The 26,638-nt window shown below is 70.4% G+C and carries 25 protein-coding genes; 20 read left to right on the forward strand and 5 right to left on the reverse strand.

The genetic code is table 11. The features are described from left to right. Positions 1 to 261 precede the first annotated feature (261 nt). Positions 262 to 756 (forward strand): ATP-binding protein, encoded by a 495-nt coding sequence (locus tag AC5P1B_RS29055; protein WP_493890908.1) that lies wholly within the window; start codon positions 262 to 264, stop codon positions 754 to 756. On the opposite strand, the gene idi is transcribed toward AC5P1B_RS29055, so the two are convergent. The 3 genes from idi to galE form a co-directional block, all read right to left on the reverse strand. Beyond that, entirely contained in the window at positions 731 to 1,339 is a 609-nt protein-coding gene (gene idi / locus AC5P1B_RS29060; RefSeq protein WP_493890909.1) for an isopentenyl-diphosphate Delta-isomerase, read from the reverse strand. The two genes, AC5P1B_RS29055 and idi, sit on opposite strands and share 26 nt — an antisense overlap. A gap of 56 nt (positions 1,340 to 1,395) precedes the next feature. Then, positions 1,396 to 2,334, reverse strand: coding sequence for a cation diffusion facilitator family transporter (locus AC5P1B_RS29065; protein WP_493890910.1), 939 nt, complete (start codon positions 2,332 to 2,334; stop codon positions 1,396 to 1,398). A gap of 252 nt (positions 2,335 to 2,586) precedes the next feature. Next, positions 2,587 to 3,573: a UDP-glucose 4-epimerase GalE gene (gene galE / locus AC5P1B_RS29070; RefSeq protein ID WP_493890911.1), complete on the reverse strand. Its 987-nt coding sequence runs from the start codon at positions 3,571 to 3,573 to the stop codon at positions 2,587 to 2,589. Positions 3,574 to 3,848: 275 nt separating this feature from the next. Here galE and AC5P1B_RS29075 point away from each other — a divergent pair, with 275 nt between their 5' ends. The 16 genes from AC5P1B_RS29075 (at position 3,849) to AC5P1B_RS29150 (ending at position 22,691) form a co-directional block, all read left to right on the forward strand. Continuing rightward, positions 3,849 to 5,774, forward strand: coding sequence for a DUF5941 domain-containing protein (locus tag AC5P1B_RS29075; protein ID WP_493890968.1), 1,926 nt, complete (start codon positions 3,849 to 3,851; stop codon positions 5,772 to 5,774). Continuing rightward, positions 5,771 to 6,520 carry a phosphocholine cytidylyltransferase family protein gene (locus AC5P1B_RS29080; protein ID WP_493890912.1) on the forward strand — a complete coding sequence of 250 codons (750 nt, stop codon included), beginning with the start codon at positions 5,771 to 5,773 and terminating at the stop codon, positions 6,518 to 6,520. Before AC5P1B_RS29075 ends, AC5P1B_RS29080 begins: the two co-directional genes overlap by 4 nt. After that, positions 6,508 to 7,569, forward strand: coding sequence for an iron-containing alcohol dehydrogenase family protein (locus AC5P1B_RS29085; RefSeq protein WP_493890913.1), 1,062 nt, complete (start codon positions 6,508 to 6,510; stop codon positions 7,567 to 7,569). The genes AC5P1B_RS29080 and AC5P1B_RS29085 overlap by 13 nt, the downstream gene beginning before the upstream one ends. Then, positions 7,547 to 8,332, forward strand: a complete 786-nt coding sequence (locus AC5P1B_RS29090) for a CDP-alcohol phosphatidyltransferase family protein (RefSeq protein ID WP_493890914.1) — start codon at positions 7,547 to 7,549, stop codon at positions 8,330 to 8,332. The genes AC5P1B_RS29085 and AC5P1B_RS29090 overlap by 23 nt, the downstream gene beginning before the upstream one ends. A 41-nt stretch (positions 8,333 to 8,373) precedes the next feature. After that, the gene (locus AC5P1B_RS29095) at positions 8,374 to 9,228 is read left to right on the forward strand and encodes a glycosyltransferase family 2 protein (RefSeq protein ID WP_493890970.1); all 855 of its coding nucleotides are present in this window, start codon (positions 8,374 to 8,376) and stop codon (positions 9,226 to 9,228) included. A 78-nt stretch (positions 9,229 to 9,306) separates the two neighbouring features. After that, positions 9,307 to 10,242, forward strand: a complete 936-nt coding sequence (locus AC5P1B_RS29100) for an ABC transporter permease (protein ID WP_493890915.1) — start codon at positions 9,307 to 9,309, stop codon at positions 10,240 to 10,242. Further along, entirely contained in the window at positions 10,235 to 11,026 is a 792-nt protein-coding gene (locus tag AC5P1B_RS29105) for an ABC transporter ATP-binding protein (protein WP_493890916.1), read from the forward strand. The genes AC5P1B_RS29100 and AC5P1B_RS29105 overlap by 8 nt, the downstream gene beginning before the upstream one ends. Before the next feature lie 559 nt (positions 11,027 to 11,585). Continuing rightward, positions 11,586 to 12,368 (forward strand): TetR/AcrR family transcriptional regulator, encoded by a 783-nt coding sequence (locus AC5P1B_RS29110; protein WP_493890917.1) that lies wholly within the window; start codon positions 11,586 to 11,588, stop codon positions 12,366 to 12,368. 393 nt (positions 12,369 to 12,761) lie between these two features. Beyond that, positions 12,762 to 13,628 (forward strand): squalene synthase HpnC, encoded by an 867-nt coding sequence (gene hpnC, locus AC5P1B_RS29115; protein ID WP_493890918.1) that lies wholly within the window; start codon positions 12,762 to 12,764, stop codon positions 13,626 to 13,628. Continuing rightward, a complete protein-coding gene (hpnD, locus tag AC5P1B_RS29120; RefSeq protein ID WP_493890919.1) occupies positions 13,625 to 14,575 on the forward strand; it encodes a presqualene diphosphate synthase HpnD in 951 nt (316 codons plus the stop codon). Before hpnC ends, hpnD begins: the two co-directional genes overlap by 4 nt. Positions 14,576 to 14,729: 154 nt before the next feature. Continuing rightward, positions 14,730 to 16,160 (forward strand): hydroxysqualene dehydroxylase HpnE, encoded by a 1,431-nt coding sequence (hpnE, locus tag AC5P1B_RS29125; protein ID WP_493890920.1) that lies wholly within the window; start codon positions 14,730 to 14,732, stop codon positions 16,158 to 16,160. Further along, positions 16,157 to 17,260, forward strand: coding sequence for a polyprenyl synthetase family protein (locus tag AC5P1B_RS29130; RefSeq protein WP_493890921.1), 1,104 nt, complete (start codon positions 16,157 to 16,159; stop codon positions 17,258 to 17,260). The genes hpnE and AC5P1B_RS29130 overlap by 4 nt, the downstream gene beginning before the upstream one ends. A gap of 148 nt (positions 17,261 to 17,408) precedes the next feature. After that, positions 17,409 to 19,358 carry a squalene--hopene cyclase gene (shc, locus tag AC5P1B_RS29135; protein ID WP_493890922.1) on the forward strand — a complete coding sequence of 650 codons (1,950 nt, stop codon included), beginning with the start codon at positions 17,409 to 17,411 and terminating at the stop codon, positions 19,356 to 19,358. After that, positions 19,358 to 20,122 carry a phosphorylase family protein gene (locus AC5P1B_RS29140; RefSeq protein ID WP_493890923.1) on the forward strand — a complete coding sequence of 255 codons (765 nt, stop codon included), beginning with the start codon at positions 19,358 to 19,360 and terminating at the stop codon, positions 20,120 to 20,122. Before shc ends, AC5P1B_RS29140 begins: the two co-directional genes overlap by 1 nt. 5 nt (positions 20,123 to 20,127) lie before the next feature. Then, complete coding sequence (gene hpnH, locus AC5P1B_RS29145) at positions 20,128 to 21,153, forward strand: adenosyl-hopene transferase HpnH (protein ID WP_493890924.1); 1,026 nt, start codon at positions 20,128 to 20,130, stop codon at positions 21,151 to 21,153. Between the two features lie 122 nt (positions 21,154 to 21,275). Then, positions 21,276 to 22,691 (forward strand): aspartate aminotransferase family protein, encoded by a 1,416-nt coding sequence (locus tag AC5P1B_RS29150; RefSeq protein ID WP_493890925.1) that lies wholly within the window; start codon positions 21,276 to 21,278, stop codon positions 22,689 to 22,691. A gap of 115 nt (positions 22,692 to 22,806) precedes the next feature. Here AC5P1B_RS29150 and AC5P1B_RS29155 read toward each other — a convergent pair whose 3' ends face one another. Continuing rightward, a complete protein-coding gene (locus AC5P1B_RS29155; protein WP_493890926.1) occupies positions 22,807 to 23,628 on the reverse strand; it encodes a tyrosine-protein phosphatase in 822 nt (273 codons plus the stop codon). A gap of 227 nt (positions 23,629 to 23,855) precedes the next feature. On the opposite strand from AC5P1B_RS29155, the gene AC5P1B_RS29160 reads away from it, so the two are divergent. Continuing rightward, positions 23,856 to 24,647, forward strand: coding sequence for an SGNH/GDSL hydrolase family protein (locus AC5P1B_RS29160; protein WP_493890927.1), 792 nt, complete (start codon positions 23,856 to 23,858; stop codon positions 24,645 to 24,647). Between the two features lie 168 nt (positions 24,648 to 24,815). On the opposite strand, the gene AC5P1B_RS29165 is transcribed toward AC5P1B_RS29160, so the two are convergent. Continuing rightward, the gene (locus tag AC5P1B_RS29165; RefSeq protein ID WP_493890928.1) at positions 24,816 to 25,274 is read right to left on the reverse strand and encodes an ATP-binding protein; all 459 of its coding nucleotides are present in this window, start codon (positions 25,272 to 25,274) and stop codon (positions 24,816 to 24,818) included. Positions 25,275 to 25,412: 138 nt separating this feature from the next. On the opposite strand from AC5P1B_RS29165, the gene AC5P1B_RS29170 reads away from it, so the two are divergent. Both AC5P1B_RS29170 and AC5P1B_RS29175 read left to right on the forward strand, forming a co-directional pair. After that, positions 25,413 to 26,279, forward strand: a complete 867-nt coding sequence (locus tag AC5P1B_RS29170) for a Sco1979 family transcriptional regulator (protein ID WP_493890971.1) — start codon at positions 25,413 to 25,415, stop codon at positions 26,277 to 26,279. A 3-nt stretch (positions 26,280 to 26,282) separates the two neighbouring features. Beyond that, a complete protein-coding gene (locus AC5P1B_RS29175) occupies positions 26,283 to 26,519 on the forward strand; it encodes a DUF397 domain-containing protein (RefSeq protein ID WP_493890929.1) in 237 nt (78 codons plus the stop codon). The last annotated feature ends 119 nt before the right edge of the window (positions 26,520 to 26,638 follow it).

Raw genomic sequence — 26,638 nt, forward strand, 5'->3', positions numbered from 1 at the left:
GGGAGAATTCCCCACCCGCCGCGCGGAAAGTGGGTGATGGGATCGGGGGGCGACACCTTCGGCACACTGGTTACGGAACGTAGTCGATCAACGTTCTCGGTTTTCGGTGGACAAGATGTGTCGTGCGAGTAAGCCTGGCATCCCCGGCCGGTCAAAAGACGTCGATAAGCGCTGACTTGTGTTCAGTGCGCCGGTACGGACCCTCGCATTCCCAACACTCGTCACCAGTGGTAGAGCTGCGGCGATAGGTGGGTATCGGACATGGAGATCCTCGGGAGCGTCCCGTCTGATCCTGGACAGGCCCCGCCCCGCAGGGCTGTCACGTACGAAGGTGTCTGGCGGTTCACCGCGCCCGCCACGGACGCCTCCGTCCCGCAAGCCCGGCACGCGGTGCGCGATCTGCTCAAGAACCAGCGCGTGCCCACCCCCGACGACGTGCTGCAGACCCTGCTGCTGATCGTCTCCGAGCTGGTCACCAACGCCGTACGGCACGCGGCGCTGCTGTCGCCCGAGATCGCCGTGGAGGTCTCGATCGGTCCGGAGTGGGTCAAGGTCGGCGTGGAGGACAACCACCCGTACCGGCCGAAGGCCCTGGTCGCCGACCAGGGCCAGACCGGCGGGCGAGGACTGCTCCTGGTGAAGGTGATGGCCGACGAGCTGGGGGGGACCTACGACGTCGAGCACACCGCGAGCGGCGGCAAGGTCGTCTGGGCCGCGCTGCCGCTCGTCGCTACCATCCCGCGGCAGTGCCCGTGATCTCCCGGATCGTCGGCCGCGCCGAGTCCAGCACATCCATGAACCAGGCTGAGAACGTCCGCTCGCCACGCAGCTTGTCGAGCTCGCCGGGCGTGACGAACACGGTCTCGGCGATCTCCTCAGGGTCGGGCCGCAGCTCGGTCCCGATCAGCCCGGCGAAGAGGTGGTTGTACTCCTGCTCCACCAGCCCTGAGGCCGGGTCAGGGTGGTTGTACCGCACCGTGCCGGCCTCCCGCATCAGCTTCGGCGCAGCACCCAGTTCCTCGCTGGTGCGCCGGGCGGCGGCGACGAACGGCGGCTCGTCCGGATACGGGTGGCCGCAGCAGGTGTTGGACCAGACGCCGGGGGAGTGGTACTTGCCGAGCGCCCGCTGCTGAAGCAGCAGCCTCCCCCGGTCGTCGAAGAGGAAGACCGAGAACGCGCGGTGCAGCCGCCCGGGCGCCTGATGCGCGGAGAGCTTCTCCGCCGTGCCGATCGTGTTGCCGTCCTCATCGACCAGTTCCAGCATGATCGGTTCCGAGGCGTCTGGCCCGGGGAGCGTCGCACTGTCGGTGGAGCGGCCTGTGGCTGGTGTGATCGGCATGACCATCCTCGTCGTCGTCTTCGGCCTGCAAGTCTGCCGTATGACAGCGGCACACGTCAGTGGCACAACTTAGCCTCGTGGACGGCGTGTCCACCGGGTTCGAGCTGAAACGTGCAGTGCTCGACGTCGAAGTGCTCTCCCAGGCAGCACTGCAGGTCGTGCAGCATCCTCTCGTGTCCGGCCCAGTCCAACACATCCTGGCTCACCACCACATGCGCCGACAGCACCGGCATCCCCGAGGTGATCGTCCAGACGTGCAGATCGTGCAGCCCCTCGACGCCGGGCAGTGCCAGGATGTGGCTCCGTACCTCGTCCATGTCCACATCGCCGGGCGCGGCCTCAAGCAGCACGTTCAGCGTCTCCCGCAGCAGCTTCCAGGTGCGCGGCACGATCATGAGGCCGATCACCAGGGAGGCGATGGGGTCGGCGGCCAGCCAGCCGGTCGCCATGATGATGACGGCCGACACCAGCACCGCCACCGAACCGAGCGCGTCCGCGAGCACCTCAAGGAACGCGCCCCGCACATTGAGGCTGTCGCGCTGGCCGCGCAGCAGCAGCGACAGCGAGACCATGTTGGCGACCAGGCCGACCGCGCCGAACGCGACCGTCAGCCCGCCCTCGGTCTCGGCCGGGGTGACGAACCGGCGCACCGCCTCGTACAGGATGAAGCCGCCGACGCCGAGCAGCAGCAGACAGTTGGCGAGCGCCGCCAGGATCTCCGCCCGCGCGTAACCGTAGGTGCGGTTGACGCTCGCCGGGCGGTTGGCGAAGTGGATCGCGAGCAGCGCCATGGCCAGTCCGACCACGTCCGTCGCCATGTGCCCGGCGTCAGCGAGCAGCGCCAGCGAACGCGCGACGACGCCGCCGACGATCTCCAGGACCATCACGGTGAACGTGATGCCGAGCGCGATCCGCAGCCGCCCCCGGTAGGCGGCGGCCGCGGTGCCCGTCGTCTCCGTGGGCGGCGCCTGCCCGTGATCGTGTCCCGCGCCCATGGATGCCTCCGCCTCGGACTCAGACCGGCCGCCGGACCTCGGCGACGATCTCAGTGAACGGTGGGCGCCGAGCGCGCGCAACGCGGCGGCCGCCCGGTCCTGGGCCTCAGTGACCTGCGGTGATACGTCACTGCTCGGGTGGCACGGAGCACGCGGCACGTAGAGCCAGCGGTCAGCTGCGGGGCGCCAGGTGGCAGCTGTCCGCCTGCGGGAACGGCGGCGCGCCTGCCAGCGGGCGCCCGCCGCCCCGGCTCAGCGCTCGCGTGCCTCCGGGTGGTGCAGCAGCCAACCCTCCCAGGCCGACTCCACCATCGCGCGGACGTCGTGCCGGGCGCTCCAGCCGAGTTCCTTGGAGATCAGGTCGGCGGAGGCGACCACCCGCGCCGGGTCTCCTGGCCGACGCGGTGCCACCTTGGCGGCCGGGCCCTCATGGCCGGTGACGTCCGCCACCAGTTCCGCCATCTCGGCTACGGAAACCCCCTGCCCGGTGCCGACGTTGACCGTCAGGTCGCGCGGCTCGGGCAGCGCCGTCAGCCACTGCGCCGCGGCGCGATGGGCCGAGGCCAGATCGTCCACATGGACGTAGTCGCGTACACAGCTGCCGTCGGGCGTCGGATAGTCGGACCCGAAGATCAGCGGGGTCTCACCGCGCGTGATCCGGTCGAAGAACATCGGGACGATGTTGTACACGCCGGTGTCGGACAGCTCCGGGCGGGCCGTCCCGGCGACGTTGAAGTACCGCAGACAGGCCGTGGCCAGACCATGCGCCCGCCCCGTCGCCCGTACCAGCCACTCGCCCGCCAGCTTGGTCTCGCCGTACGGGTTCATCGGGGCACAGGGCGTGCACTCCGTGACCAGATCCACATCGGGCATGCCGTAGACGGCGGCCGACGAGGAGAAGACGAAGGACCGCACGCCCGCCGCGGTCACGGCTTCGAGCAGCACCGTCAGCCCGTGCAGGTTCTCGCGGTAGTAGCGCAGTGGCTGCTCGACGGACTCGCCGACCTGCTTCCGGGCCGCCAGGTGCACCACTCCGCCCACGTCGTAGTCGGCCAGCACCCGGTCGAGCAGCTCACGGTCGAGGACCGTGCCGTGTACCAGGGGAACGTCGGCGGGCAGTCGCCCCGGAACGCCGCTCGACAGGTCGTCGAGCACCACCACGCGCTCTCCGGCCGCTCGCATGGCGTGGACGACATGCGCCCCGATATATCCGGCACCGCCGGTGATCAGCCACATCATGCCCGCACCCTACCGACCGGAATCCGGCCGCCCACCGCGAACGCCGTTTGTCGCGGGGTGCGCCCATCGACCATGATGATCGCGGCGGTCCTGTCCGTCGTTCATCCGATCGTGGAGTGAATGCGCGGTGAACGGCCGCCTTCAGCGATCCGATAACCTCTGCCGACGTGCTGCCCGCCCTGCCAGGCCGGGGCAGGTCACGACTGCTGCCCGGACGTTCCATGAACCGGCCATGAACCGGCGCGGCCATGCCAGTTGCCAAGGAGTGAGTTCGTCTGTCGACCGCCATTGTGACCGGTTCGCCGGTCGTCGGCTCGTCTCTTGAGGACGACCTGCGGACGCTGGGCTTCGCCGTGCGCACGGCGGCCGATGCCGCCGGGACCGCGCGTGAGCTCGCCGCAGCCCCGGCACATCAGCGGGTCGCGCTGGTCGATGCCCGCTTCACCGGCCACCTGCACGCGCTGCGGCTCGCCCTGACCGACCCGCGCTTCCCCGCCGCCGCGGTGACCGGCGCGCTCACCGCCCAGCCGGAGGCCCGCGCTGCCCTGACCCGCGCGGTCACCGCCCGTGCCACGGTGCCGGCGAACGGCACACCGGCCCTCGCCGGCAAGGGGGCGCCCGGAGCCGGTACGGGAGCGCCTGACGGCACCGGACAGCTCGCACGGCCCGAGGCCACCGGGGCGCACCCCGGCGCGCGTCGCCCGGTCGCCGCCCAGAACCTGCCCGACCTGATCGCCGACGACCTCGCCGCCGACGGTGTCGCCGTACACCGGCCCGAGCTGGGCGTGCTCGTCGCGACCGTGCCCGCCGACGAGGCCGCCCGCGTCCAGGCCCGGGCCGAGGCCGGTGCCGTCGACGAGGAGAAGGTGCGGCTGCGCAGCGCTGTCAAAGCCCGCGACGGCTTCGTCACCACCTTCCTCATCAGCCCATACTCCCGCTACATCGCGCGCTGGTGCGCCCGCCGGGGCCTCACCCCCAACCAGGTCACCACCGCCTCCCTGCTCACCGCGATCATCGCGGCGTGCTGTGCGGCCACCGGCACCAGGCAGGGCTTCGTCGCCGCCGGTGTGCTGCTCATCGCCTCGTTCGTCCTCGACTGCGCCGACGGCCAGCTCGCCCGCTACTCGCTCCAGTACTCCACGCTCGGCGCCTGGCTCGACGCGACCTTCGACCGGGCCAAGGAGTACGCGTACTACGCGGGCCTCGCGATAGGCGCCGCGCGCGGTGGGGGCACCGACGACGTGTGGGCGCTCGCGCTCGGCGCGATGGTCCTCCAGACCTGCCGCCATGTCGTCGACTTCTCCTTCAACGAGGCGAACCACGACGCCACCGGCAACACCAGCCCCACCGCGGCGCTCTCCGACAAGCTCGACAGCGTCGGCTGGACGGTGTGGCTGCGCCGCATGATCGTCCTGCCCATCGGTGAGCGCTGGGCGATGGTCGCCGTACTCACCGCGCTGACCACGCCCCGCGTCACCTTCTACGCGCTGCTGATCGGCTGCGGCCTGGCCGCCTGCTACACCACAGCCGGGCGCGTGCTGCGCTCCCTGACCAGGGCGGCGACCCGTACCGACCGGGCCGCCCGCGCGCTCGCCCAGCTCGCCGACTCCGGACCGCTGGCCGAGGTGCTGAGCAAGGGCCCCGCCCGCCGCGCCGCCGCCGGTGGGTACACGGCGCCGCTGCTCGCCGCCGTCGGCGGCGCGGTGCTCATCGCGTCCCTGTGGCTGCGGGAGCCGGGCGGCTGGTGGCCGGTCCTCGGCGCCGCGGTCTACGCTGTTTTCGCGGCTCTCGCCGTCGCCGGGCCGCTGAAGGGTCCGCTGGACTGGCTGGTCCCGCCGATGTTCCGGGCGGCGGAGTACGCGACGGTCCTGATACTCGCCGCCCGGTCCGAGGTGAACGGGGCCTTGCCGGCGGCTTTCGGTCTGGTGTCCGCTGTCGCCTACCATCACTACGACACGGTCTACCGCATTCGCGGTGGCACCGGCGCGCCGCCGGTCTGGCTGGTGCGGATGGCCGGGGGGCACGAGGGACGCGTCCTTGCGGTCACGGTCATCGCGGCCCTGCTGCACGGTACAGGTTTCACCATCGCGCTGACGGCCCTCGCAGCGGCCCTGGCGCTGGCGGTGCTCATCGAGAGCATCCGCTTCTGGGTCTCCTCTGGAGCACCCGCAGTACACGACGAATCAGGAGAACCCGCATGATCGGCCTCGTGCTGGCGGCTGGCGCCGGAAGGCGTCTGCGCCCCTACACCGACACCCTGCCCAAGGCCCTGGTGCCCGTGGACCCCGCCGGGGAAGGCACGACCACCGTGCTCGACCTCACGCTGGGGAACTTCGCCGAGGTGGGTCTCACCGACGTCGCCGTCGTCGTGGGTTACCGCAAGGAAGCCGTCTACGAGCGCAAGGAGGCGCTGGAGCAGAAGTACGGCGTCACCCTCACCCTCATCGACAACGACAAGGCCGAGGAGTGGAACAACGCCTACTCCCTGTGGTGCGCCCGTGACGTGCTGAAGCAGGGTGCGATCCTCGCCAACGGCGACACCGTGCACCCGGTCTCCGTCGAGAAGACGCTGCTGGCCGCCCGCGGCAAGGGCCAGAAGATCATCCTCGCCCTCGACACGGTCAAGCAGCTCGCCGACGAGGAGATGAAGGTCGTCACCGACCCCGCCAAGGGTGTCCAGCGCATCACGAAGCTGATGGACCCGGCCGAGGCGACCGGCGAGTACATCGGCGTCACGCTGATCGAGCCCGAGGCCGCCGAGGAACTGGCCGACGCGCTCAAGGCCACCTTCGAGAAGGACCCCGACCTCTACTACGAGGACGGCTACCAGGAGCTGGTCAACCGCGGCTTCACCATCGACACCGCCCCGATCGGCGACGTCAAGTGGGTCGAGATCGACAACCACGAGGACCTCGCCAAGGGACGGGAGATCGCGTGCCAGTACTGACCCGGCTCATCCCGTCGCCGGTTGTCGTGGACATCCGGGCGGGTGCCCTGGAGGACCTGGCGGGACTGCTGGTCGACCAGCGGATCTCGGCCTCCGGGAAGCTCGCGATCGCCATCAGCGGCGGATCGGGGGCGGCGCTGCGCGAGCGGCTCGCCCCCGCGCTGCCCGGCGCCTCCTGGTACGAGGTCGGCGGCGGCACCCTCGATGACGCGATCAAGCTCGCCGACGCCATGAAGTCCGGGCACTACGACGCGGTCGTGGGCATGGGCGGCGGAAAGATCATCGACTGTGCGAAGTACGCCGCGGCGCGCATCGGCCTGCCGCTGGTCGCCGTCGCCACGAACCTGTCCCACGACGGTCTGTGCTCGCCGGTCGCGACGCTGGACAACGACGCGGGCCGCGGCTCGTACGGTGTGCCGAACCCCATCGCCATCGTCATCGACCTGGACGTGATCAGGGAGGCCCCGATCCGCTTCGTGCGCTCGGGCGTCGGGGACGTCATCTCCAACATCTCCGCGGTCGCCGACTGGGAGCTGTCGCACCGCGAGACCGGCGAGCAGATCGACGGTCTCGCCGCCGCGATGGCCCGGCAGGCCGGTGAGGCGGTGCTGCGGCACCCCGGAGGCTGCGGCGACGACGAGTTCCTGACGGTGCTGGCCGAGGGCCTGGTCCTCACCGGGATCTCGATGTCGGTCGCCGGGGACAGCCGTCCGGCGTCCGGCGCCTGCCACGAGATCAACCACGCGTTCGACCTGCTCTACCCCAAGCGCGCCGCCTCGCATGGCGAGCAGTGCGGCCTCGGTGCCGCCTTCGCCATGCATCTGCGCGGCGCGGCGGAGCAGTCGGCCTTCATGGTCGACGTGCTCCAGCGGCACGGACTGCCCGTGCTGCCCAGCGAAATCGGCTTCACCGTTGACGAGTTCGTCAAGGCGGTGGAGTACGCGCCGCAGACCCGGCCAGGGCGCTACACGATCTTGGAGCACCTGGATCTCTCCACCGACGCGATCAGGGACGCATACGCCGACTATGCCAAAACCGTCAGTAGCTGAACTCCGTCCGGTCGTTCACCCCGAGGGCGTGAAGGACCGGCGCAGCGGTGAGCACTGGGCCGGGCGCCTGTACATGCGAGAGATCTCGCTGCGGTGCGACCCGTACCTGGTGAACACCAGGATCACGCCGAACCAGCTCACCTACCTGATGGTGGTCGCCGGCATCCTGGCGGGCGCGGCACTCATGGTGCCGGGCCTGACCGGGGCGCTGCTGGGCGCCGTCCTCATCCAGCTCTACCTGCTGCTCGACTGCGTGGACGGCGAGGTCGCCCGCTGGCGGAAGCAGACGTCGATCACCGGTGTCTACCTCGACCGGGTCGGCCACTACCTCTCCGAGGCGGCCCTGCTGGTCGGCTTCGGCGTCCGGGCGGCCGACGTCTTCCACCAGGAAGGCGCGTCGACCAACTGGATGTGGGCCTTCCTCGGCACCCTGGCGGCGCTCGGCGCGATCCTGATCAAGGCCGAGACCGACCTGGTGGACGTGGCGCGCGCCCGGAGCGGACTGCCCGCCGTCAAGGACGAGGCCGCCACCCCCCGGTCCTCCGGGGTCGCGCTCGCGCGCAAGGCCGCCGCGGCGCTGAAGTTCCACCGCCTTGTCGGTGGCGTGGAGGCGTCGCTGTTCATCCTGTTCGTGGCCATCCTGGACATGACCAGGGGTGATCTGTTCTTCACCCGGCTCGGCGTCGCCGTGCTCGCCGGTATCGCGATCGTGCAGACCCTGCTGCACCTCGTGTCCATCCTCGCTTCGAGCAGGCTCAAGTGAGCGCGGCCTCCACGCTCACCGTCGGAGCGGTCGTCCTCACCATGGGCAACCGCCCCGACGAGCTGCGCGCGCTGCTCGACTCGGTCGCCCGGCAGGACGGCGACCCGGTCGAGGTCGTCGTCGTCGGCAACGGTTCGCCGCTGCCCGACCTGACGGGGTTCCCGATCACCGTACGGACCGTCGAGCTGCCCGAGAACGTGGGCATCCCGGCGGGCCGCAACGTCGGCATCGAGGCGTTCGGCCCCGGCGGCCGCGACGTGGACGTGCTGCTCTTCCTCGACGACGACGGGCTGCTGCCGGAGCGGGACACGGCGGAGCTGTGCCGCGCGGCGTTCGCCGACGACCCGCGGCTCGGCATCGTCAGCTTCCGCATCGCCGACCCGGACACGGGGGAGACGCAGCGGCGCCACGTGCCCCGGCTGCGCGCCTCCGACCCGATGCGCTCCTCCAGGGTCACCACCTTCCTCGGGGGTGCCAACGCGGTCCGTACGCGGGTCTTCGCCGAGGTCGGCGGGCTGCCGGACGACTTCTTCTACGCGCACGAGGAGACCGACCTGGCCTGGCGGGCCCTGGACGCGGGCTGGATGATCGATTACCGGTCGGACATGGTCCTTTTCCACCCCACTACCGCCCCGAGCAGACACGCGGTCTATCACCGCATGGTCGCCCGTAACCGGGTGTGGCTGGCCCGCCGGAATCTTCCCTTCCTTCTCGTGCCCGTGTATCTCACGGTATGGCTGCTGCTCACGCTGGCCAGGAAGCCGTCGGGGCCCGCGCTGCGTGCCTGGTTCGGCGGTTTCAAGGAAGGCTGGACGACGCCGTGCGGTCCACGGCGCCCCATGAAGTGGCGTACGGTATGGCGCCTGACCCGACTGGGCCGACCTCCCGTGATCTGACAAGCTCTGGTCTGAGAGCATCGGGCGCGATCCGGGGCACGGCCCCGGCAGCGCACCCTGAGGACGAAAGTGTCAACTGTGAGCGAGACTACGCACGACAGTGTGGTCGCCATGAGTGCCCCGCCACCCCCCGACGACGGACTGACCCCCGCCGAGCTGGCCCAGAAGTACGGGCTGTCGGTGAGCGGCGCCAGGGTGGGCCTCGGTGAGTACCTTCGCCAGCTGTGGGGGAGGCGCCACTTCATCCTGGCCTTCTCCCAGGCGAAGCTCACCGCCCAGTACAGCCAGGCGAAGCTCGGCCAGCTGTGGCAGGTGGCCACGCCCCTGCTGAACGCGCTGGTCTACTTCCTCATCTTCGGCCTGCTGATGGGCGGCCGGGGTGGCATGGAGAACGACATGTACATCCCGTTCCTGGTGACGGGCGTGTTCGTGTTCACCTTCACGCAGAGCTCGGCGCTCGCGGGCGTACGGGCCATCTCCGGGAACCTGGGCCTGGTGCGGGCCCTGCACTTCCCCCGGGCCTCGCTGCCCATCTCCTTCTCGCTCCAGCAGCTCCAGCAGCTGCTGTTCTCGATGATCGTGCTGGCCATCGTGCTCATCGGGTTCGGGCACTACCCCGCCTTCTCCTGGTTGCTGATCGTTCCGGCGCTGGCCCTCCAGTTCGTCTTCAACGTCGGCCTGTCGCTGGTGATGGCCCGGATGGGCAGCAAGACCCCGGACCTCGCGCAGCTCATGCCCTTCATCCTGCGGACCTGGCTGTACGCCTCCGGCGTCATGTACAGCATGAAGGTCATGCTGGAGAAGAAGGACGCCCCCAGCTGGGTGGCCGACGTCCTGATGGGCAACCCGGCATCCGTCTACATCGACCTGATGCGGTACGCGCTCATCGACGACTACCCGTCGTCCTACCTGCCGCCGCATGTGTGGCTCCTCGCCCTCGGCTGGGCGCTGCTCCTGGGCATCGGCGGGTTCCTGTACTTCTGGAAGGCAGAGGAGCAGTACGGCCGTGGCTGAGCAGACAGCGGAACCGGTGGTGCGGGACTGCCGTCCCACCGTGATCGCCGACGACGTCCATATCGTCTACCGGGTGAACGGCGGTGCCCGCGGCAAGGGCAGCGCCACCGCGGCGCTGAACCGCATCGTCCGCCGTACGAACGCGCCGGGCATGCGCCAGGTGCACGCCGTGCGGGGGGTGTCCTTCACCTCCTACCGGGGCGAGTCGATCGGCCTGATCGGCTCCAACGGCTCCGGCAAGTCCACGTTGCTGAAGGCCATCGCCGGGCTGCTTCCCACCGAACGCGGGGCCGTCTACACCGACGGGCAGCCCTCGCTGCTCGGAGTGAACGCGGCGCTGATGAACGACCTGACCGGTGAGCGGAACATCATCCTGGGCGGGCTGGCCATGGGCATGACCCGTGAGCAGGTCCGCGAGCGGTATGAGCAGATCGTCGAGTTCTCCGGGATCAACGAGAAGGGCGACTTCATCACGCTGCCGATGCGGACCTACTCCTCCGGCATGGCAGCCCGGCTGCGCTTTTCGATCGCGGCGGCCAAGGACCATGATGTGCTGATGATCGACGAGGCGCTGGCCACCGGCGACCGCAAGTTCCAAAAGCGCTCCGAGGCCCGCATCCGCGAGCTGCGCAAGGACGCCGGCACCGTCTTCCTCGTCAGCCACAACAACAAGTCGATCCGGGACACCTGCGACCGCGTGCTGTGGCTGGAGAGGGGCGAGCTGCTCATGGACGGCCCGACCGACGAGGTCATCAAGGCGTACGAGAAGGAAACGGGCAAGTAACCACACCTGTTCCGCACCACGTGTCCGCGCCCTCCCCACGAGAACCGGTGGGGAGGGCGCGGACGTGTGGTGCGCGCGCTGCCCGAAAGGCCACGGCCGCCCCTGCCGCGTGACGGTGCTCCCGGTCGGCAGCCCTGCTTTTCGGCTATTCGGTCAAGAGTCTTCGCCGACCCTCGCCGCGGCTTTCTGGCCAGCGAAATAGAGGTTTACCGGGTGGTGCTCGCGCATTCGGATGCGGCTAATTCTCCGGCCGGGCGCGATTCACGGCCAGGCGGTGAACGTTATCGCGGGATGCGCGATCTGTTGTGCGGCGGTTCCCGGCGTCGTAAGGTGCTGCCGCGTTGATCTCCCGGTTTTCCAGGCTTTTCGGGGCGGGTTTTCCGGGGCGTCATGTTCCGCTGTGTGCCCGGTGTGGAAGCGATCTGGGGGGCGCGGGTGGGGCCGTTGACCGCGTGATCCGCACGTGGTGAACATCGTACAGTTAGCTGTCGGTGTTAATGCGATCGCCGTGAGTATTGACTAGGCTGAGGGCGGGGCGTGCTCGACGCGTGTGGCCCGCATGCGTCTGCGCACGGCAGAGGGAGGGTGTGTGTCACAAGAGGCAGTGCCTGTAGCACCATATTCGCGTCGCGAACGACTTCGTATCGCGACTATCCAGGAGATCAAGGATGTCGCCCGGGAGTTTCTTGTCCAGGACGGACCCGGAAATGTGACGATCCGCGCGATTGCCCGCGAAATGGGCATGACCGCACCCGCTGTGTATCGCTACTTCGCCAGCCGGGACGAACTGATCCAGGCCATGCGCAGGGATATCTTCGGGGAGATGGGCAACCACATCCGTGGTGTGATCGAAGCCCTCCCCGAACGCGAGGCGGGCAGCGAGCTCATCGCCTCCGGCCGCGCGCTGCGCCACTGGGCCATCGGCCACCCCCACGAGTTCGGGCTGATCCTCGGTCCGTGGGCGCCGCGCACGGGCGAGCGGGCGGGGCAGGCCGAGCGGGACGCCAGTTGGGCCTTCGGCTCGGTCTTCGCCGACCTGATCTCGGAGCTGTGGCGGAGCCGGGGCTTCCCCGCTCCCGAGCCGGGCTCGCTCGACCCGGAGCTGGCCGCGCAACTGGAGGCGCTCCGCGAGGAGTACCAGCTGGACCTCTCGGTCGAGGCGGCCGCCATCATGGTCCGCTGCTGGGTCCGGCTGTACGGGGTGATCTCCATGGACGCCCTCGGTCATCTGGCGTTCGCCCTTCCGGACGGGGACGCCTTCTTCGAACGCGAACTCCAGGACCTGGCGGCCGTTCTCGGCATCGAGGAGTTCTACGAAGCCGGGCGCGCCACGGCGGGTTGAGGCCCCCGCCCGGTCGGCCCCGTTCCGGCCGGGCCTCACCCCCCCCACCGCTGGCGCCCGGCTGCTCCGCGCGGCGTACGCTGTACTGATGACCATCCGGACCATGTCGGACTTTTCCCGGGTCCCCCGTTCGGGGGTCCGGAGGCTTCCCCCTGCGACCTGGGGCGCGGCGTGTCCGCGTCGTGCCGCGACTGACACGCGGTGTAGAACGGGGGATGTGACGGCTTTGGCCACGCGGCCCTTCACCAGCGTTCCCACAGGACCCGGCGCTCCGCCTCCCTGTGGCGGCGCTGTGCGCACCCGTATGCCTGGCTGCCCGCGGTGACCCTAGAGGACGAGCGCAGCCGGTCCTATACCACCGCACGACCCCGGCCTGAAGAACAGGCACGGACGGTGCTTGACAAGGCGGCCCACGAGAACTTCCCCGTAGCGCCCTTCTTCATCCCGCGTGCCTGGCGCCACGACCTCATGGCCATCTACGGCTACGCGCGTCTCGTGGACGACATCGGAGACGGCGACCTGGCCCCCGGCGGCGGCGACGCCGTGCTGCTCGGCCTGGACCGGGCGGCGGCCGACGACCCGCTCGCCATGCTCGACGCGCTGGAGGCCGACCTGCACCGGGTCTTCGACCGCTCCGCGGGGACCCCGCGCCACCCGCTGCTGAACGCGCTGCGGCCCCTGGTGGACCAGCACGGGCTGAGCCCGGCGCCCTTCCTCGGGCTGATCGCGGCCAACCGGCAGGACCAGCGAGTGCGCCGATATGCTACATACCAGGACCTTCTCGACTACTGTGCGTTGTCCGCCAACCCCGTCGGCCGCCTGGTGCTGGGCATCACCGGCACGGCCACTCCCGAACGCGTCCGGTGCTCCGACGCGATCTGCACCGCGCTGCAGATCGTCGAGCACATCCAGGACGTCACCGAGGACCTCGGCCGGGACCGGATCTATCTGCCCGCCGAGGACATGCGGCGCTTCGAGGTGCGGGAAACCGATCTCAGCGCCCCGAGCGGCGGCGCATCGGTGCGCGCGCTGATCGCTTACGAAGCCGAACGCGCCGGGGCGCTGCTGAATGAAGGCACCCCCCTGGTGGGTAGCGTCCACGGCAGGCTCAAGCTGCTACTCGCCGGTTTCGTGGCCGGTGGACGGGCCGCCCTCAAGGCGGTCGCGGCCGCCGACCACGACGTGCTCCCTGGACCGCCCAAGCCCACCAAGCTCAGCGTGCTGCGTGAGGTCGGGGCGACACTGCGAGGAGAGGGGTGAATCAGACCGTGGAGGAACCTTCGCGTATCTCCGCCCCGGTAGCGGCGGCGTACCGTTACTGCGAGGTGGTCACCGGCCAGCAGGCACGCAACTTCGCCTACGGCATCCGGCTGCTTCCCGCCGGCAAGCGGCAGGCCATGTCCGCGCTGTACGCCTTCTCCCGCCGGGTCGACGACATCGGCGACGGAGGGCTGAGCGCCGAGGCCAAGCGGGACCGGCTGGAGGACACCCGCTCGCTGCTGCGCCGCATCGGCGACGGCGGAGTGGACGAGGACGACACCGACCCCGTGGCCGTCGCGCTCGCGCACGCCGCCCGGCGCTTCCCCATCCCGCTCGATGGACTCGACGAGCTCATCGACGGCGTCCAGATGGACGTGCGCGGTGCGGAGTACGAGACCTGGGACGACCTGGAGGACTACTGCCGATGCGTCGCGGGCGCCATCGGCCGCCTCTCGCTGGGCGTGTTCGGCACCGTACCGGGAGCGCGCGACGCGGACCGCGCTCCCGAGTTCGCCAATACGCTGGGCCTGGCGCTCCAACTCACCAACATCCTCCGCGATGTCAGGGAGGACGCGGCCAACGGCCGGGTGTACCTGCCCGCGGAGGACCTCGCGAAGTTCGGCTGCTCCGCCGGATTCCACGGCCCCGTCGCCCCGCCCGGCGCCGACTTCACCGGGCTCGTGCACTTCGAAGTGCGGCGCGCCCGCGCCCTGTTCGCGGAGGGCTTCCGGCTGCTGCCCATGCTCGACCGCCGCAGCGGCGCGTGTGTCGCCGCCATGGCGGGCATCTACCGCAGACTGCTCGACCGCATCGCCAGTGAGCCCGCGGCCGTCCTGAACGGCCGCGTCTCTCTTCCCGGACGGGAAAAGGTCTACGTCGCCGTCCGCGGCCTGAGCGGGCTCGACGCCCGTACCGTGACCCGGCGGACCGCCAGGGGGCGCGCTTGAAGGCCCGTACGCCCCCTCCGCACACCAACAGGCCACTGCTCCAGCCAGTTCAGCGGCACAGCCCAGGTCCCGCTCGGACCCGCGCGGCCCCGCGCCACGCAACCACGGGTGGCGATGCCGCGTCCCCCAACGCAGCCGAGGAAGTGGGCGCACGATGGCACTGAACACACGCTCTGAGCAGCACCACCCGGCGGCGGGCGAGAGCGCGGCCGTCATCGGGGGAGGGCTCGCCGGGATCACCGCCGCGCTCGCCCTGGCCGACGCCGGGCTGCGCGTAACCCTTCTCGAAGGGCGCCCCAGGCTCGGCGGCGCCGCGTTCTCCTTCCGCCGCCCCTCGCCCGTCGGAGAGCTGACCATCGACAACGGCCAGCACGTCTATCTGCGCTGCTGCACCGGCTACCAGTGGTTCCTCGACCGGATCGGTGCCACCCACCTCGCGCCGATGCAGAGCCGCCTCGACGTGCCCGTCCTGGACGTCGGCAGGCCCTCGCCCCGGCTCGGCCGGCTGCGCCGCACGGCCCTGCCCGTCCCGCTGCACCTCGCCGCCAGCCTCGCCACCTACCCGCATCTTTCGCCCGCCGAGCGGGTCGGCGTGGGCCGGGCGGCGCTCGCCCTGAAGGCCCTGGACCCGCACGACCCGGCGCTGGACGGCGTGAACTTCGGGGAATGGCTGCGCAGCAAGGGCCAGTCGGACCGCGCCATCCAGGCCGTGTGGGACGTCGTCGCCGTCGCCACCCTCAACTCCCGCTGCGCGCAGTCCTCGCTCGGCCTCGGCGCCATGGTTTTCAAGACCGGGCTGCTCACCGATCCCGGCGCCGCCGACATCGGCATGCCCCAGGTGCCCCTCGGCGAACTCCACGACACCAGGGCCCGCGCCGCCCTCGACAAGGCGGGCGTGCGGACCGAACTGCGCACCCGGGCCACCGGCGTCTCCCGTACGGAGGAAGGGCGCTGGGCCGTCGATGTGGAGACAGCGCCGCACACGGGCGCGCGCCTGGAGGCCGACACCGTCGTCCTCGCCCTGCCGCAGCACGACACCCATGCCCTGCTTCCGGCCGGTGCCCTCGACGACCCCGGGCGGCTGTTGAGGATCGGCACGGCGCCGATCCTCAACCTGCACGTCGTCTACGACCGGAAGGTGCTGCGCCGCCCCTTCTTCGTGGCGATCGGCACCCCCGTCCAGTGGGTCTTCGACCGCACCGACACCTCCGGGCTGTGCGAGGGGCAGTATCTGGCGGTGTCCCAGTCCGCCGCCCACCAGGAGATCGACCAGCCCGTATCGCAGCTGCGCGAGCGCTATCTGCCCGAGCTCGAACGGCTGCTGCCCGCCGCCCAGGGCGCGAAGGTGCGGGACTTCTTCGTCACCCGGGAGCGCACGGCGACCTTCGCCCCCGCCCCAGGCGTCGGACGGCTGCGTCCGGACGCCCCCACTAACGCGCCCGGCCTGTTCCTGGCCGGTGCGTGGACCGCCACCGGCTGGCCGGCGACCATGGAGAGCGCGGTGCGCAGCGGGCTGACCGCCGCGGGCGCGGCGCTCTCCGGACTCGGTCGACCCCACCGCAGCCCGCTGCGGGAGGCGGTATGAGCACTGTGACCGGAAACAGAGGAGAGACCGTGACTCCGGCCATCCCGGCTGTCGACACCGCGGAGGTCAGCGCCCTGCTGGCACGGGGGCGGACGCTCGCCACGCCCCCGCTGCGCGCCGCCGTCGACAGGCTCGCCCCGCCCATGAACACCGTCGCCGCCTACCACTTCGGCTGGATCGACGCCGAAGGCCGTCCCGCCTCAGCCGACGGCGGCAAGGCCGTCCGTCCCGCCCTCGCCCTGCTCTCCGCCGAGGCCGCCGGCGCGCCCCCCGAGGTCGGGCTGCCCGGCGCCGTGGCCGTCGAGCTCGTCCACAACTTCTCGCTCCTGCACGACGACCTGATGGACGGCGACGAGCAGCGCCGCCACCGCGACACCGTATGGAAGGTGCACGGCCCCGAGCAGGCCATCCTCGTCGGTGACGCCCTGTGCGCGCTGGCCAACGAGGTGCTGCTGGAACTGGGCACCATCGACGCCGGGCGGGCCACCCGGCGGTTGACCACGGCGACCCGCAAGCTCATCGACGGCCAGGCCCAGGACATCTCCTACGAGCAGCGGGGACGGGTCAACGTCCAGGAGTGCCTGAGCATGGAGGGCAACAAGACCGGGGCGCTGCTCGCCTGCTCCGTCTCGATCGGCGCCGTGCTCGCCGGTGCGGACGACAGGACCGCCGACACCCTGGAGGCGTACGGCTACCACCTCGGCCTCGCCTTCCAGGCGGTCGACGACGTACTCGGCATCTGGGGCGACCCGGTGGCGACGGGCAAGCGGCCCTGGAGCGACCTGCGGCAGCGCAAGAAGTCGCTGCCGGTCGTCGCCGCCCTCGCCGCCGGAGGCCCCGCCTCCGAACGGCTGGCCGGCATCCTCGCCGCCGACGCGGACCGGGCGGAAAAGCCGGACGACGCCGCGGACTTCGACGAGGAGGAGTTCGCCACCCGGGCGGCGTTGATCGAGGAGGCGGGCGGCCGGGACTGGACCTCCAAGGAGGCCCGCAGGCAGCACGCCACCGCCGTCGCCGCGCTCCACGACGTGGATATGCCCGAAGAAATCAGGGCGCAGCTGGTCGCGCTCGCTGACTTCGTCGTGGTACGAGAGAGATGATCCGCACATGAGACACGGGGGACTGGAGGTGTGCCTCACCGGGCACGACCGTCACATATAGCTCGCAGTCGCCGGCCGGTGCTGATCCACAGCACCGGCCGACGGAAGCCCCAGCACGGCAGAGAACTCCACTGCAGAAGGGGAAGCCATGACAGCGACAACCACAACCGTCGAAACCACTGGACTCTTAACAGCGGCCCGGCAGGCGACGGCCCGGGCCGTCGACAATCTGCTCGCGCGCCAGGACGGCGAGGGGTGGTGGAAGGGCGACCTGGAGACCAACGTCACCATGGACGCCGAAGACCTGCTCCTGCGCCAGTTCCTCGGGGTGGCGGACGCCAAGATCCTCGAAGCCGCCGCCCGGCACATCCGCGCCCAGCAGCGCGCGGACGGCACCTGGGCCAGCTTCTACGGCGGCCCGCCCGAGATCTCCTGCACCATCGAGGCGTACGTCGCCCTCAGGCTCGCCGGTCACCCGCCCGAAGCCCCGCACATGGCCGCCGCCTCCGCCTGGGTGCGGGAGTCCGGCGGCATCGCGGCGAGCCGGGTGTTCACGAGGGTCTGGCTGGCCCTGTTCGGCTGGTGGAGCTGGGACGACCTGCCCGAGCTGCCGCCCGAGCTGATCTACCTGCCGAAGTGGTTTCCGCTCAACATCTACGACTTCGGCTGCTGGGCGCGGCAGACCATCGTGCCGCTCACCATCGTCTCGGCCAAGCGGCCCGTACGCCCCGCGCCGTTCGCCCTCGACGAGCTGCACACCGACCCCCGCCGCCCCAGCCCGCCGCGCCCGATGGCCCCGGCGAGCACCTGGGACGGCGCGTTCCAGCGGCTGGACCGCGCGCTGCACGCCTACCGCAAGGCCCCCGTCCGCCCGGTGCGCCGCGCGGCCCTGCGGGCCTGCGCACGCTGGATCATCGAGCGGCAGGAGAACGACGGCTGCTGGGGCGGCATCCAGCCCCCCGCCGTGTACTCGGTGATGGCCCTCCACCTCCTCGGTTACGACCTGGGCCACCCGGTGCTGCGCGCCGGGCTGCGCTCGCTCGACCGGTTCGCCGTATGGCGTCAGGATGAGGAGACCGGCGCCCCCGTCCGCATGATCGAGGCGTGCCAGTCGCCGGTGTGGGACACCTGCCTCGCGACCATCGCGCTCTCCGACGCGGGGCTGCCCGGTGATCACCCGGCGCTGGTACGGGCCGCCGACTGGATGCTCGGCGAGCAGGTCCACAAGGCGGGGGACTGGGCGGTGCGCCGCCCCGGGCTGCGCCCTGGCGGCTGGGCGTTCGAGTTCCACAACGACAACTATCCCGACATCGACGACACCGCCGAGGTCGTCCTCGCGCTGCACCGCGTGACCCATCCCGACCCGGACCGGGTCACGACGGCCGTGCGGCGCGCCACCGAGTGGAATCTGGGCATGCAGTCCAGCAACGGGGCGTGGGGCGCCTTCGACGCCGACAACGTGAGCCCGTTCCCCAACCGGCTGCCGTTCTGCGACTTCGGCGAGGTCATCGACCCGCCCTCGGCAGACGTCACGGCGCACGTGGTGGAGATGCTGGCCGCCCTCGGCGCCGCCGGGGACCCGCGGACCCGGCGAGGCGTCGACTGGCTGCTGGCCGAACAGGAGCCGAGCGGCGCCTGGTTCGGGCGCTGGGGAACCAACTACCTCTACGGCACGGGGTCGGTGGTGCCCGCGCTCGTCGTCGCCGGGATTCCCCCCTCCCATGTGGCCATCCGCAGAGCCGTCAGCTGGCTGGATAGCGTCCAGAACGAGGACGGCGGCTGGGGAGAGGACCAGCGCTCGTACCGGGACCCGCGGTGGGCGGGGCGCGGCGCGTCGACGCCCTCGCAGACCGCCTGGGCGCTGCTCGCGCTGCTCGCGGCGGGAGAGCGGGAGAGCGAGCCGGTGCGGCGTGGGGTGGGCTGGCTGGCCCAGACGCAGCGGGAGGACGGCAGTTGGGACGAGCCGTACTTCACCGGCACCGGCTTCCCCTGGGACTTCTCCATCAACTACCACCTGTACCGGATGGTGTTCCCGGTCACCGCACTCGGCCGTTACATCCACGCCAAGCCGTTCGGGGTGGAACGGCGGGGGAACTGATGGCGGACGGCTCCGCCACGGGCCCGCCTCCCGGCATCGCTCCCCTGCTGGTCGTCTGCGCGCTCGGCATCGAGCGGTTCGCCCTGCGCGGTGGCGACCGGAGCGAGGCGGCAGGACCGGTGATCGTGCTGCGCACCGGCATGGGCCCCCGGGCCGCCGAGCGGGCGATAGGCAGACTGCTCGTCGGAGGCGCGCCCCCCGAGCGGAACGCGGCCGTGGCACCCGGTCCCGAGCCAAGGCCCGGCCCGGCGGTCGAGCGGCACCCGCGCCCGGCCAGCGCCCGGCCGCCGGGGCCGATCGCCGTCATCGCGACCGGCTTCTGCGCGGGCCTTGTCCCCGGAATGCGCCCCGGGGACCTGGTCGTCGCCGACGAGACCCGCGACGAAGAGGGGAGCACTCCCTGCACCGGTGCCGACGTGCTCGCCAAAGCCCTGGCCGGGCTGCTCCCGACGACCGGGCGCGGGCCCACGATCCACACCGGTCCGGTAGCAGGCTCCACTCATGTCGTACGAGCGGGTCAGCGGGCCGGACTGCGGGCCACCGGCGCCATCGCCGTGGACATGGAGTCGGCGGCGACCCTGCGGACGGCCGTCAGGGCGGGGCCACGCCCGGTTGCGGCCGTACGGGTGGTCGTGGACGCTCCAGGACATGAGCTGGTCAGAATCGGCACTCTGCGCGGTGGAATATCGGCCTTCCGGGTTCTGCGAATGATCCTTCCCGCTTTCTGCCAATGGCACCGTTCTTTATCGCTCCCCAGGAGGTGAGCTAGATGGCCATGCCGCTCCGTCAGACCATCCGGGTCGGGACATATCTCTTTGAACAGAAAGTGATCAGGCGGCGCGAGAAGTTCCCGCTGATCGTGGAGCTGGAACCGCTCTATGCCTGCAACCTCGCCTGCGAAGGCTGCGGCAAGATCCAGCACCCGGCGGGGGTGCTCAAGCAGCGGATGCCCGTGGCGCAGGCGGTCGGCGCCGTACTGGAGTCCGGTGCGCCGATGGTCTCCATCGCCGGTGGCGAACCCCTGATGCATCCGCAGATCCACGAGATCGTCCGCCAGTTGGTGGCCCGCAAGAAATACGTCTTCCTGTGCACCAACGCTCTGCTGATGCGTAAGAAGCTGGACAAGTTCACGCCGTCGCCTTACTTCGCGTTCACCGTGCACATCGACGGCCTGCGCGAGCGGCACGATGAGTCGGTCGCCAAGGAGGGGGTGTTCGACGAGGCGGTGGAGGCGGTCAAGGAGGCCAAGCGGCGCGGTTTCCGCGTCACGACCAACTCGACGTTCTTCAACACCGACACCCCGCAGACCATCATCGAGGTGCTGAACTACCTCAACGACGATCTCCAGGTCGACGAGATGATGATCTCGCCCGCCTACGCCTACGAGAAGGCCCCCGACCAGGACCACTTCCTGGGCGTCGAGCAGACCCGGGAGCTGTTCAAGAAGGCGTTCGCCGGGGGCAACAGGCGCCGCTGGCGGCTGAACCACAGCCCCCTGTTCCTGGACTTCCTCGAAGGCAAGACCGACTTCCCCTGCACGGCGTGGGGCATCCCGAACTACTCCCTCTTCGGCTGGCAGCGCCCCTGCTATCTGATGAGCGACGGATACGTCCCCAGCTACCGCGAGCTGGTGGAGGAGACCGACTGGGCCAAGTACGGCCGGGGCAAGGACCCGCGCTGCGACAACTGCATGGCGCACTGCGGATACGAGCCCACGGCCGTCCTCGCCACCATGGGTTCGCTCAAGGAGTCGCTGCGCGCCGCCCGGGACACCATGAGCGGCAACCGGGGCTGACAGGCGACGACCAGACCGGACGTGCCGGGCGCCCCCATCGGGGGGACGCCCGGCACGCGTCCCGTCGGGGCACGACCGGCCGAACCGCCAGGCGAGCCACGTACACAGGAAGGGGCAGGGCTATGACAGCGGCCGAAACGACGGGCTTCGACCTCGGAAAGCTGCTCGCCGAGCGCGGAGCCGAACGCTATGAGCTGCACACCAAGCACCTCAACCACCAGCTGCCCCGCATGCTGCGCACCATCGGCTTCGACAAGGTCTACGAACGGGCGGAAGGCGCCTACTTCTGGGATGCCGAAGGCAACGACTACCTGGACATGCTCGCCGGATTCGGCGTCATGGGCCTGGGCCGCCACCATCCCGTCGTACGCCAGGCGCTGCACGACGTCCTCGACGCCTCACTCGCCGACCTCACCCGGTTCGACTGCCAGCCGCTGCCTGGCCTGCTCGCCGAGCGGCTGCTCTCCCACGCACCGCACCTGGACCGCGTGTTCTTCGGTAACAGCGGCACCGAGGCGGTCGAGACGGCGCTCAAGTTCGCCCGCTACGCGACACGCAAGCCCCGCGTCCTGTACTGCGCGCACGCCTTCCACGGGCTGACGACCGGCTCCCTCTCCGTCAACGGCGAGGACGGCTTTCGCGACGGCTTCGCCCCGCTGCTGCCCGACACCGCCATCCAGCTGGGCGATCTGGCCGCGCTGGAACGGGAGTTGCGGCGCGGCGACGTCGCCGCTTTCGTCGTCGAGCCGATCCAGGGCAAGGGTGTGCACCCGGCGCCGCCCGGCTTCCTGCGCGCCGCCCAGGAACTGCTGCACCGGCACAAGGCGCTGCTCATCGCCGACGAGGTGCAGACCGGCATCGGCCGCACCGGCGACTTCTTCGCCTACCAGCATGAGGAAGGCGTCGAGCCCGACCTGGTGTGCGTCGCCAAGGCGCTGTCGGGTGGCTATGTGCCGGTCGGCGCGACACTCGGCAAGGACTGGATCTTCAAACGGGTCTATTCGTCCATGGACCGGGTGCTCGTCCACTCCGCGAGCTTCGGCTCCAACGCGCAGGCCATGGCGGCCGGGCTCGCCACACTCGCGGTCATCGAGGACGAGGAGATCGTCGCTCGCGTCCGGCAGACCGGCGACATGCTGCGCGAGCGGCTCGGCGCGCTCGTCGGGCGCTACGAGCTGCTCCACGACGTACGCGGCCGGGGTCTGCTGATCGGCATCGAGTTCGGCAGGCCCACCTCACTCGGCCTGCGCAGCCGCTGGACGATGCTGCAAGCGGCACGCAAGGGCCTGTTCGCCCAGCTGGTCGTGGCGCCGCTGCTGCACCGGCACCGCATCCTCACCCAGGTCTCCGGTGACCATCTGGAGGTGATCAAGCTGATTCCGCCGCTGATCATCGGGGAGCGCGAGGTGGACCGCTTCGTGACGGCCTTCACCGCCGTCATGGACGACGCCCACGGCGGCGGCGGCCTGCTGTGGGAGTTCGGCCGGACGCTGATGAAGCAGGCCGTCGCCAGCCGGAAGGCCGACGCCAGGCCCTGACCAGCGCGTCGCGCCCCGGCAGGGGCGCGGGGAACCGCGCGACCAGCCACGACGCACCCGCGGCCCGCGACGCACGGACAGGGCCCCTTCCCCAGCATGACCCGCCGGACGAGGTCTAGTCCGTAAGCAACCGGGCCCGCAGCCGCTCACGCACCTCGGGGGTGAGCCCGAGCCCCTGCGTCAGATAGCGCTCGGTATCGCCCCACGTCGCCTCGATCGACTCGAAGGCGGCGGCCAGATAGCTGCTGCGGGCGTCGAAGAGCGGGCTGAGCAGCTCCAGGATCTCCGGCGACATCGCGTCGGGCGCATCGCTGTGCCGCTGCACCTTGTAGCGGCGGTGGGCGGCCGCGGACTCCAGGTAGTCGGCCTCAATGGCCTCGGGCGTCACACCGACGGCGAGCAGGGTGATGGCGATGGACAGACCGGCCCGGTCCTTGCCCGCCGCGCAGTGCATCAGCGCGGGCACGCTGTCGTCGGCGAGGGCGGTCAGCACGCGGGCGTGCTCAGCGGTGCGGCTGGTGATCATCGTGCGGTACGAGCCGGTCATCCGGTCCGCCGCCTGCCCCTCACCGAGGGCGGCGCGCAGCTGCTCGATGCCGCCGTGGCGGACCATCGTCCAGAACTCGGCGCCGTCGGCAGGGTCGGTCAGCGGGATGTTCAGGTTCCGCACCCCGGGCAGGGCGACGTCCGGCCCCTCTAGCTTGATGTCCGCGGCATTACGGAAGTCGAAGACGGTGTGCAGTCCGAGTGTGTTCAGGAAGGCCGCGTCCTCCTCGGTCGCGTGCGCGAGGTGGCCGCTGCGGAACAGCACCCCGTGCCGGACCTGTCTGCCGTCGACCGTCGGGAGACCGCCCACATCCCGGAAGTTGCGTACACCGGACAGGCGCGGCTCGACGGCCTTCGGCGAGATGTGCGGGATCTGCGGCGTCTGTGTCACGGGCGCTCCTCGGGGTTGGACTCTGCTGCTGTGGCCGACGGGAGGCGATGTGCCTGACCCTACGACATTGGTTCGTTAGGCAATCATTTCGGCCGGTCCGCGCCTTGTCACGGGCGCGTCGTGGCTTATTCCGCCTTTATAGAGGCACTTGAGTGGGATAGATCACCCCAAGTCAACCCATGGTTACGGTGGCGTAGGTCACTCTTCAGGGTGAAGGATGTGCTGACGTGGCAGCCGATCCGAATACATACAAGAGTGACGCGATCGCGTCGTACGCCGCCGTCGGGGACAGTTTCACCGAGGGCGTCGGTGACCCCGGTCCCGACGGCTCCTTCATCGGCTGGGCCGACCGGCTCGCCGTCCTGCTGTCCGACCAACGCGCCGAGCATGACTTCCGCTACGCCAACCTGGCCGTCCGCGGCCGGCTCCTCGACCAGATCGTCGAGGAGCAGGTGCCCCGGGCGATGGAGTTGGGCCCCGAGCTGGTCACCTTCTGCGCCGGTGGCAACGACATCCTGCGCCCCGGCAGCGACCCCGACGATGTCGCCGCCCGCTACGAGGCGGCCGTCGCCCAGTTGACCACCTCGGTCGACACCGTCCTGGTGTGCACGGGATTCGACACCCGCGACGTCCCGGTGCTGCGCCATCTGCGAGGCAAGATCGCCACGTACACGGCGCATGTGCGGTCCATCGCCGACCGGTACGACTGCCCGGTGCTCGACCTGTGGTCGCTGCGCTCGGTCCAGGACAGGCGGGCGTGGAGCGGCGACCGGCTGCATCTCTCGCCTGACGGTCACACCCGGATCGCGCTGCGCGCCGCGCAGGTCCTGGGCCTTGAGGTGTGCGCCGACCCCGACCAGCCGTGGCCGCCGCTGGCGCAGCGACCCGCCGCCGCGGTGCGCCGGGACAACATCCAGTGGGCCCGTGAACACCTGGTGCCCTGGATAGGGCGGCGACTGCGCGGTGAGTCGTCCGGTGACCACGTCGAGCCGAAGCGGCCCGATCTCGCGCCGCTCTAGTAGTGCTTCGCTGGGTTCTGGCTCTGTCGTGGTCGAGGGGTCGGCCGCGGGTGGGCGGCGGTGAAGCGTCGGAGGCGGACGCTTGGGCTCAGGATCGCGGGCTGGAGGTCGCCGATCATGGCGGCGAACCAGCCATCAGGGAGCCGCTGGGGGAGTGGCGCGCCGGTGTCAGAGAGTGGTGCGCGAGTAGGTCAGCCAGGCCCAGACGGCGCGGCCGCCTTCGCGCTCGTCGGACAGGACCCCCCAGGAGTCGGACAGCGCTTCGACGAGCATCAGCCCGCGCCCGCCCTCCTGGTCGCAGCCGCTGTCCCTGGCCCACAACTCGATCCTGCCGCAGCCCTGATCGGCCACCGCGACGCGCAACCGTGCGCCGAGAAAGCTGAGTTCGCAGCGGACCTTCTCGCTGTCGGTGTGGCGTACCGCGTTGGTGAACAGCTCGGAGACGATCAGCTCGGCGTCGTCCCGCAGCTCGTCCTGCACACCCCACTCACGCAGCCGGACCAGCACGCGCCGCCGCGCCTCGGCTACGGACGTGGTGAGGGCGGGCAGGTGGAACGCGTCCTGAAGACGCTGAGCGACGGTACCGCCTGAGCGTTCTAACCAGAGAGCGTCATGGGAAGGGGCCACGCCGTAACTATGCGCGCCGTCAGCAACGGATGGCAAGCTTCAGTCTGTAATTTACAGAACGGCAGGGACAGTCTGTTCGTGTGAGCTGAGCACATGACAGACTGCGTTCGGGTGGCGGCGTTCGGGAGGGGATCGGTAGTGGCGGACGTGCGGTCGGGAGGAGCTCCGACCGTCCTGCGGGTGGTGCTCGGCAGGCGCCTACAGGACCTGCGTCAGAAGGCGGGGCTGTCCTACGAACAGGCCGGACGCGCACTCGACGTCACGCATGCCACGATCCGCAGGATGGAGAAGGCCGAGGTCGGCCTGAAGATCCCGTACGTCGAGAAGCTGCTGACCACCTACGGAGTCACCAGCCAGGAGGAGGTCGAAGGCTTCCTCAACCTGGCCCGTGAGGCGAACCAGCCCGGCTGGTGGCACCGCTTCCGCGACGTACTGCCCGAGTGGTTCAGCGCGTTCGTCAGCCTTGAGGTCGAGGCGAACGTCATCCGCGCCTACGAACCCCACTACGTGCCCGGCCTGCTGCAGACCGAGGCGTACGCGCGGGCGGTCCTGCGTGCCGGGAACCCGCACGCGCCCGAGGCGGACATCGACCGGGGCGTCGCCCTGCGGGTCGAACGGCAGGCCCTGCTCCACCGGGAGAACGCACCGCTGCTGTGGGTCGTGATGGACGAGACGGTACTGCGACGGCCGATCGGCGGGCCCAGTGTGATGCGGGAGCAGATCACCAGCCTCATGGAGGCGACCGCCAGGTCCAACGTCCGGCTCCAGGTGATGCCGTTCGCAGCCGGGCCGCATCCGGCGATGTACGGCCCCTTCCACATCTTCCGGTTCCCCATCCCGGAACTGCCCGATATCGCGTATTCGGAGAGCCTTGTCGGCGCCGTCTACTTTGACCAGCGCGATGACGTCTCGGCGTTCCTGGAGGCCCTGGACCGGATGTGCGCGCAAGCCGCGCCGGCACAGACCACCGAGGCCATTCTGGGTGGCATTCGCAAGGAGATCTGAACCATGGATCGCGTATACAACGGCATGCCCGCAGGCGACCTCGGGACCGAGGGATGGCACAAGCCATGGAGCGGCGGCAACGGGGGCAGTTGTGTGGAGGCCATGAGGCTGGGCGACGGCAGAATCGCGCTGCGCCAGTCCACGGACCCGGACGGGCCCGCGCTGATCTACAGCCATCGTGAGATCGCGAGTTTCATTCAGGGGGCGAAGGCCGGTGACGCCGACTTCCTGCTCACCTGACCGCGGCGGGCCGGGCGGCGCCACAGGCGCCGGGGGACACCGGCCCCCACCGCGGCGGCGCGTACGGCAGCCACTTGAGGCACGGACGCACCGGAGCACCCGACAGCGCGAGCACCAGC

Source organism: Streptomyces sp. A01 (assembly GCF_059026195.1).

Bases quoted from the DNA above. Each gene is read 5' to 3' on its own strand.
- AC5P1B_RS29150 (WP_493890925.1), top strand. From the start codon at position 21,276: ATGACAGCGGCCGAAACGACGGGCTTCGACCTCGGAAAGCTGCTCGCC.
- hpnH (WP_493890924.1), top strand. From the start codon at position 20,128: ATGGCCATGCCGCTCCGTCAGACCATCCGGGTCGGGACATATCTCTTT.
- hpnE (WP_493890920.1), top strand. From the start codon at position 14,730: ATGGCACTGAACACACGCTCTGAGCAGCACCACCCGGCGGCGGGCGAG.
- AC5P1B_RS29065 (WP_493890910.1), bottom strand. From the start codon at position 2,334: ATGGGCGCGGGACACGATCACGGGCAGGCGCCGCCCACGGAGACGACG.
- AC5P1B_RS29175 (WP_493890929.1), top strand. From the start codon at position 26,283: ATGGATCGCGTATACAACGGCATGCCCGCAGGCGACCTCGGGACCGAG.
- AC5P1B_RS29140 (WP_493890923.1), top strand. From the start codon at position 19,358: ATGGCGGACGGCTCCGCCACGGGCCCGCCTCCCGGCATCGCTCCCCTG.
- AC5P1B_RS29095 (WP_493890970.1), top strand. From the start codon at position 8,374: ATGGGCAACCGCCCCGACGAGCTGCGCGCGCTGCTCGACTCGGTCGCC.
- AC5P1B_RS29110 (WP_493890917.1), top strand. From the start codon at position 11,586: ATGCGTCTGCGCACGGCAGAGGGAGGGTGTGTGTCACAAGAGGCAGTG.
- AC5P1B_RS29090 (WP_493890914.1), top strand. From the start codon at position 7,547: ATGCCAAAACCGTCAGTAGCTGAACTCCGTCCGGTCGTTCACCCCGAG.
- galE (WP_493890911.1), bottom strand. From the start codon at position 3,573: ATGATGTGGCTGATCACCGGCGGTGCCGGATATATCGGGGCGCATGTC.
- AC5P1B_RS29080 (WP_493890912.1), top strand. From the start codon at position 5,771: ATGATCGGCCTCGTGCTGGCGGCTGGCGCCGGAAGGCGTCTGCGCCCC.
- AC5P1B_RS29055 (WP_493890908.1), top strand. From the start codon at position 262: ATGGAGATCCTCGGGAGCGTCCCGTCTGATCCTGGACAGGCCCCGCCC.
- idi (WP_493890909.1), bottom strand. From the start codon at position 1,339: ATGCCGATCACACCAGCCACAGGCCGCTCCACCGACAGTGCGACGCTC.
- shc (WP_493890922.1), top strand. From the start codon at position 17,409: ATGACAGCGACAACCACAACCGTCGAAACCACTGGACTCTTAACAGCG.
- AC5P1B_RS29130 (WP_493890921.1), top strand. From the start codon at position 16,157: ATGAGCACTGTGACCGGAAACAGAGGAGAGACCGTGACTCCGGCCATC.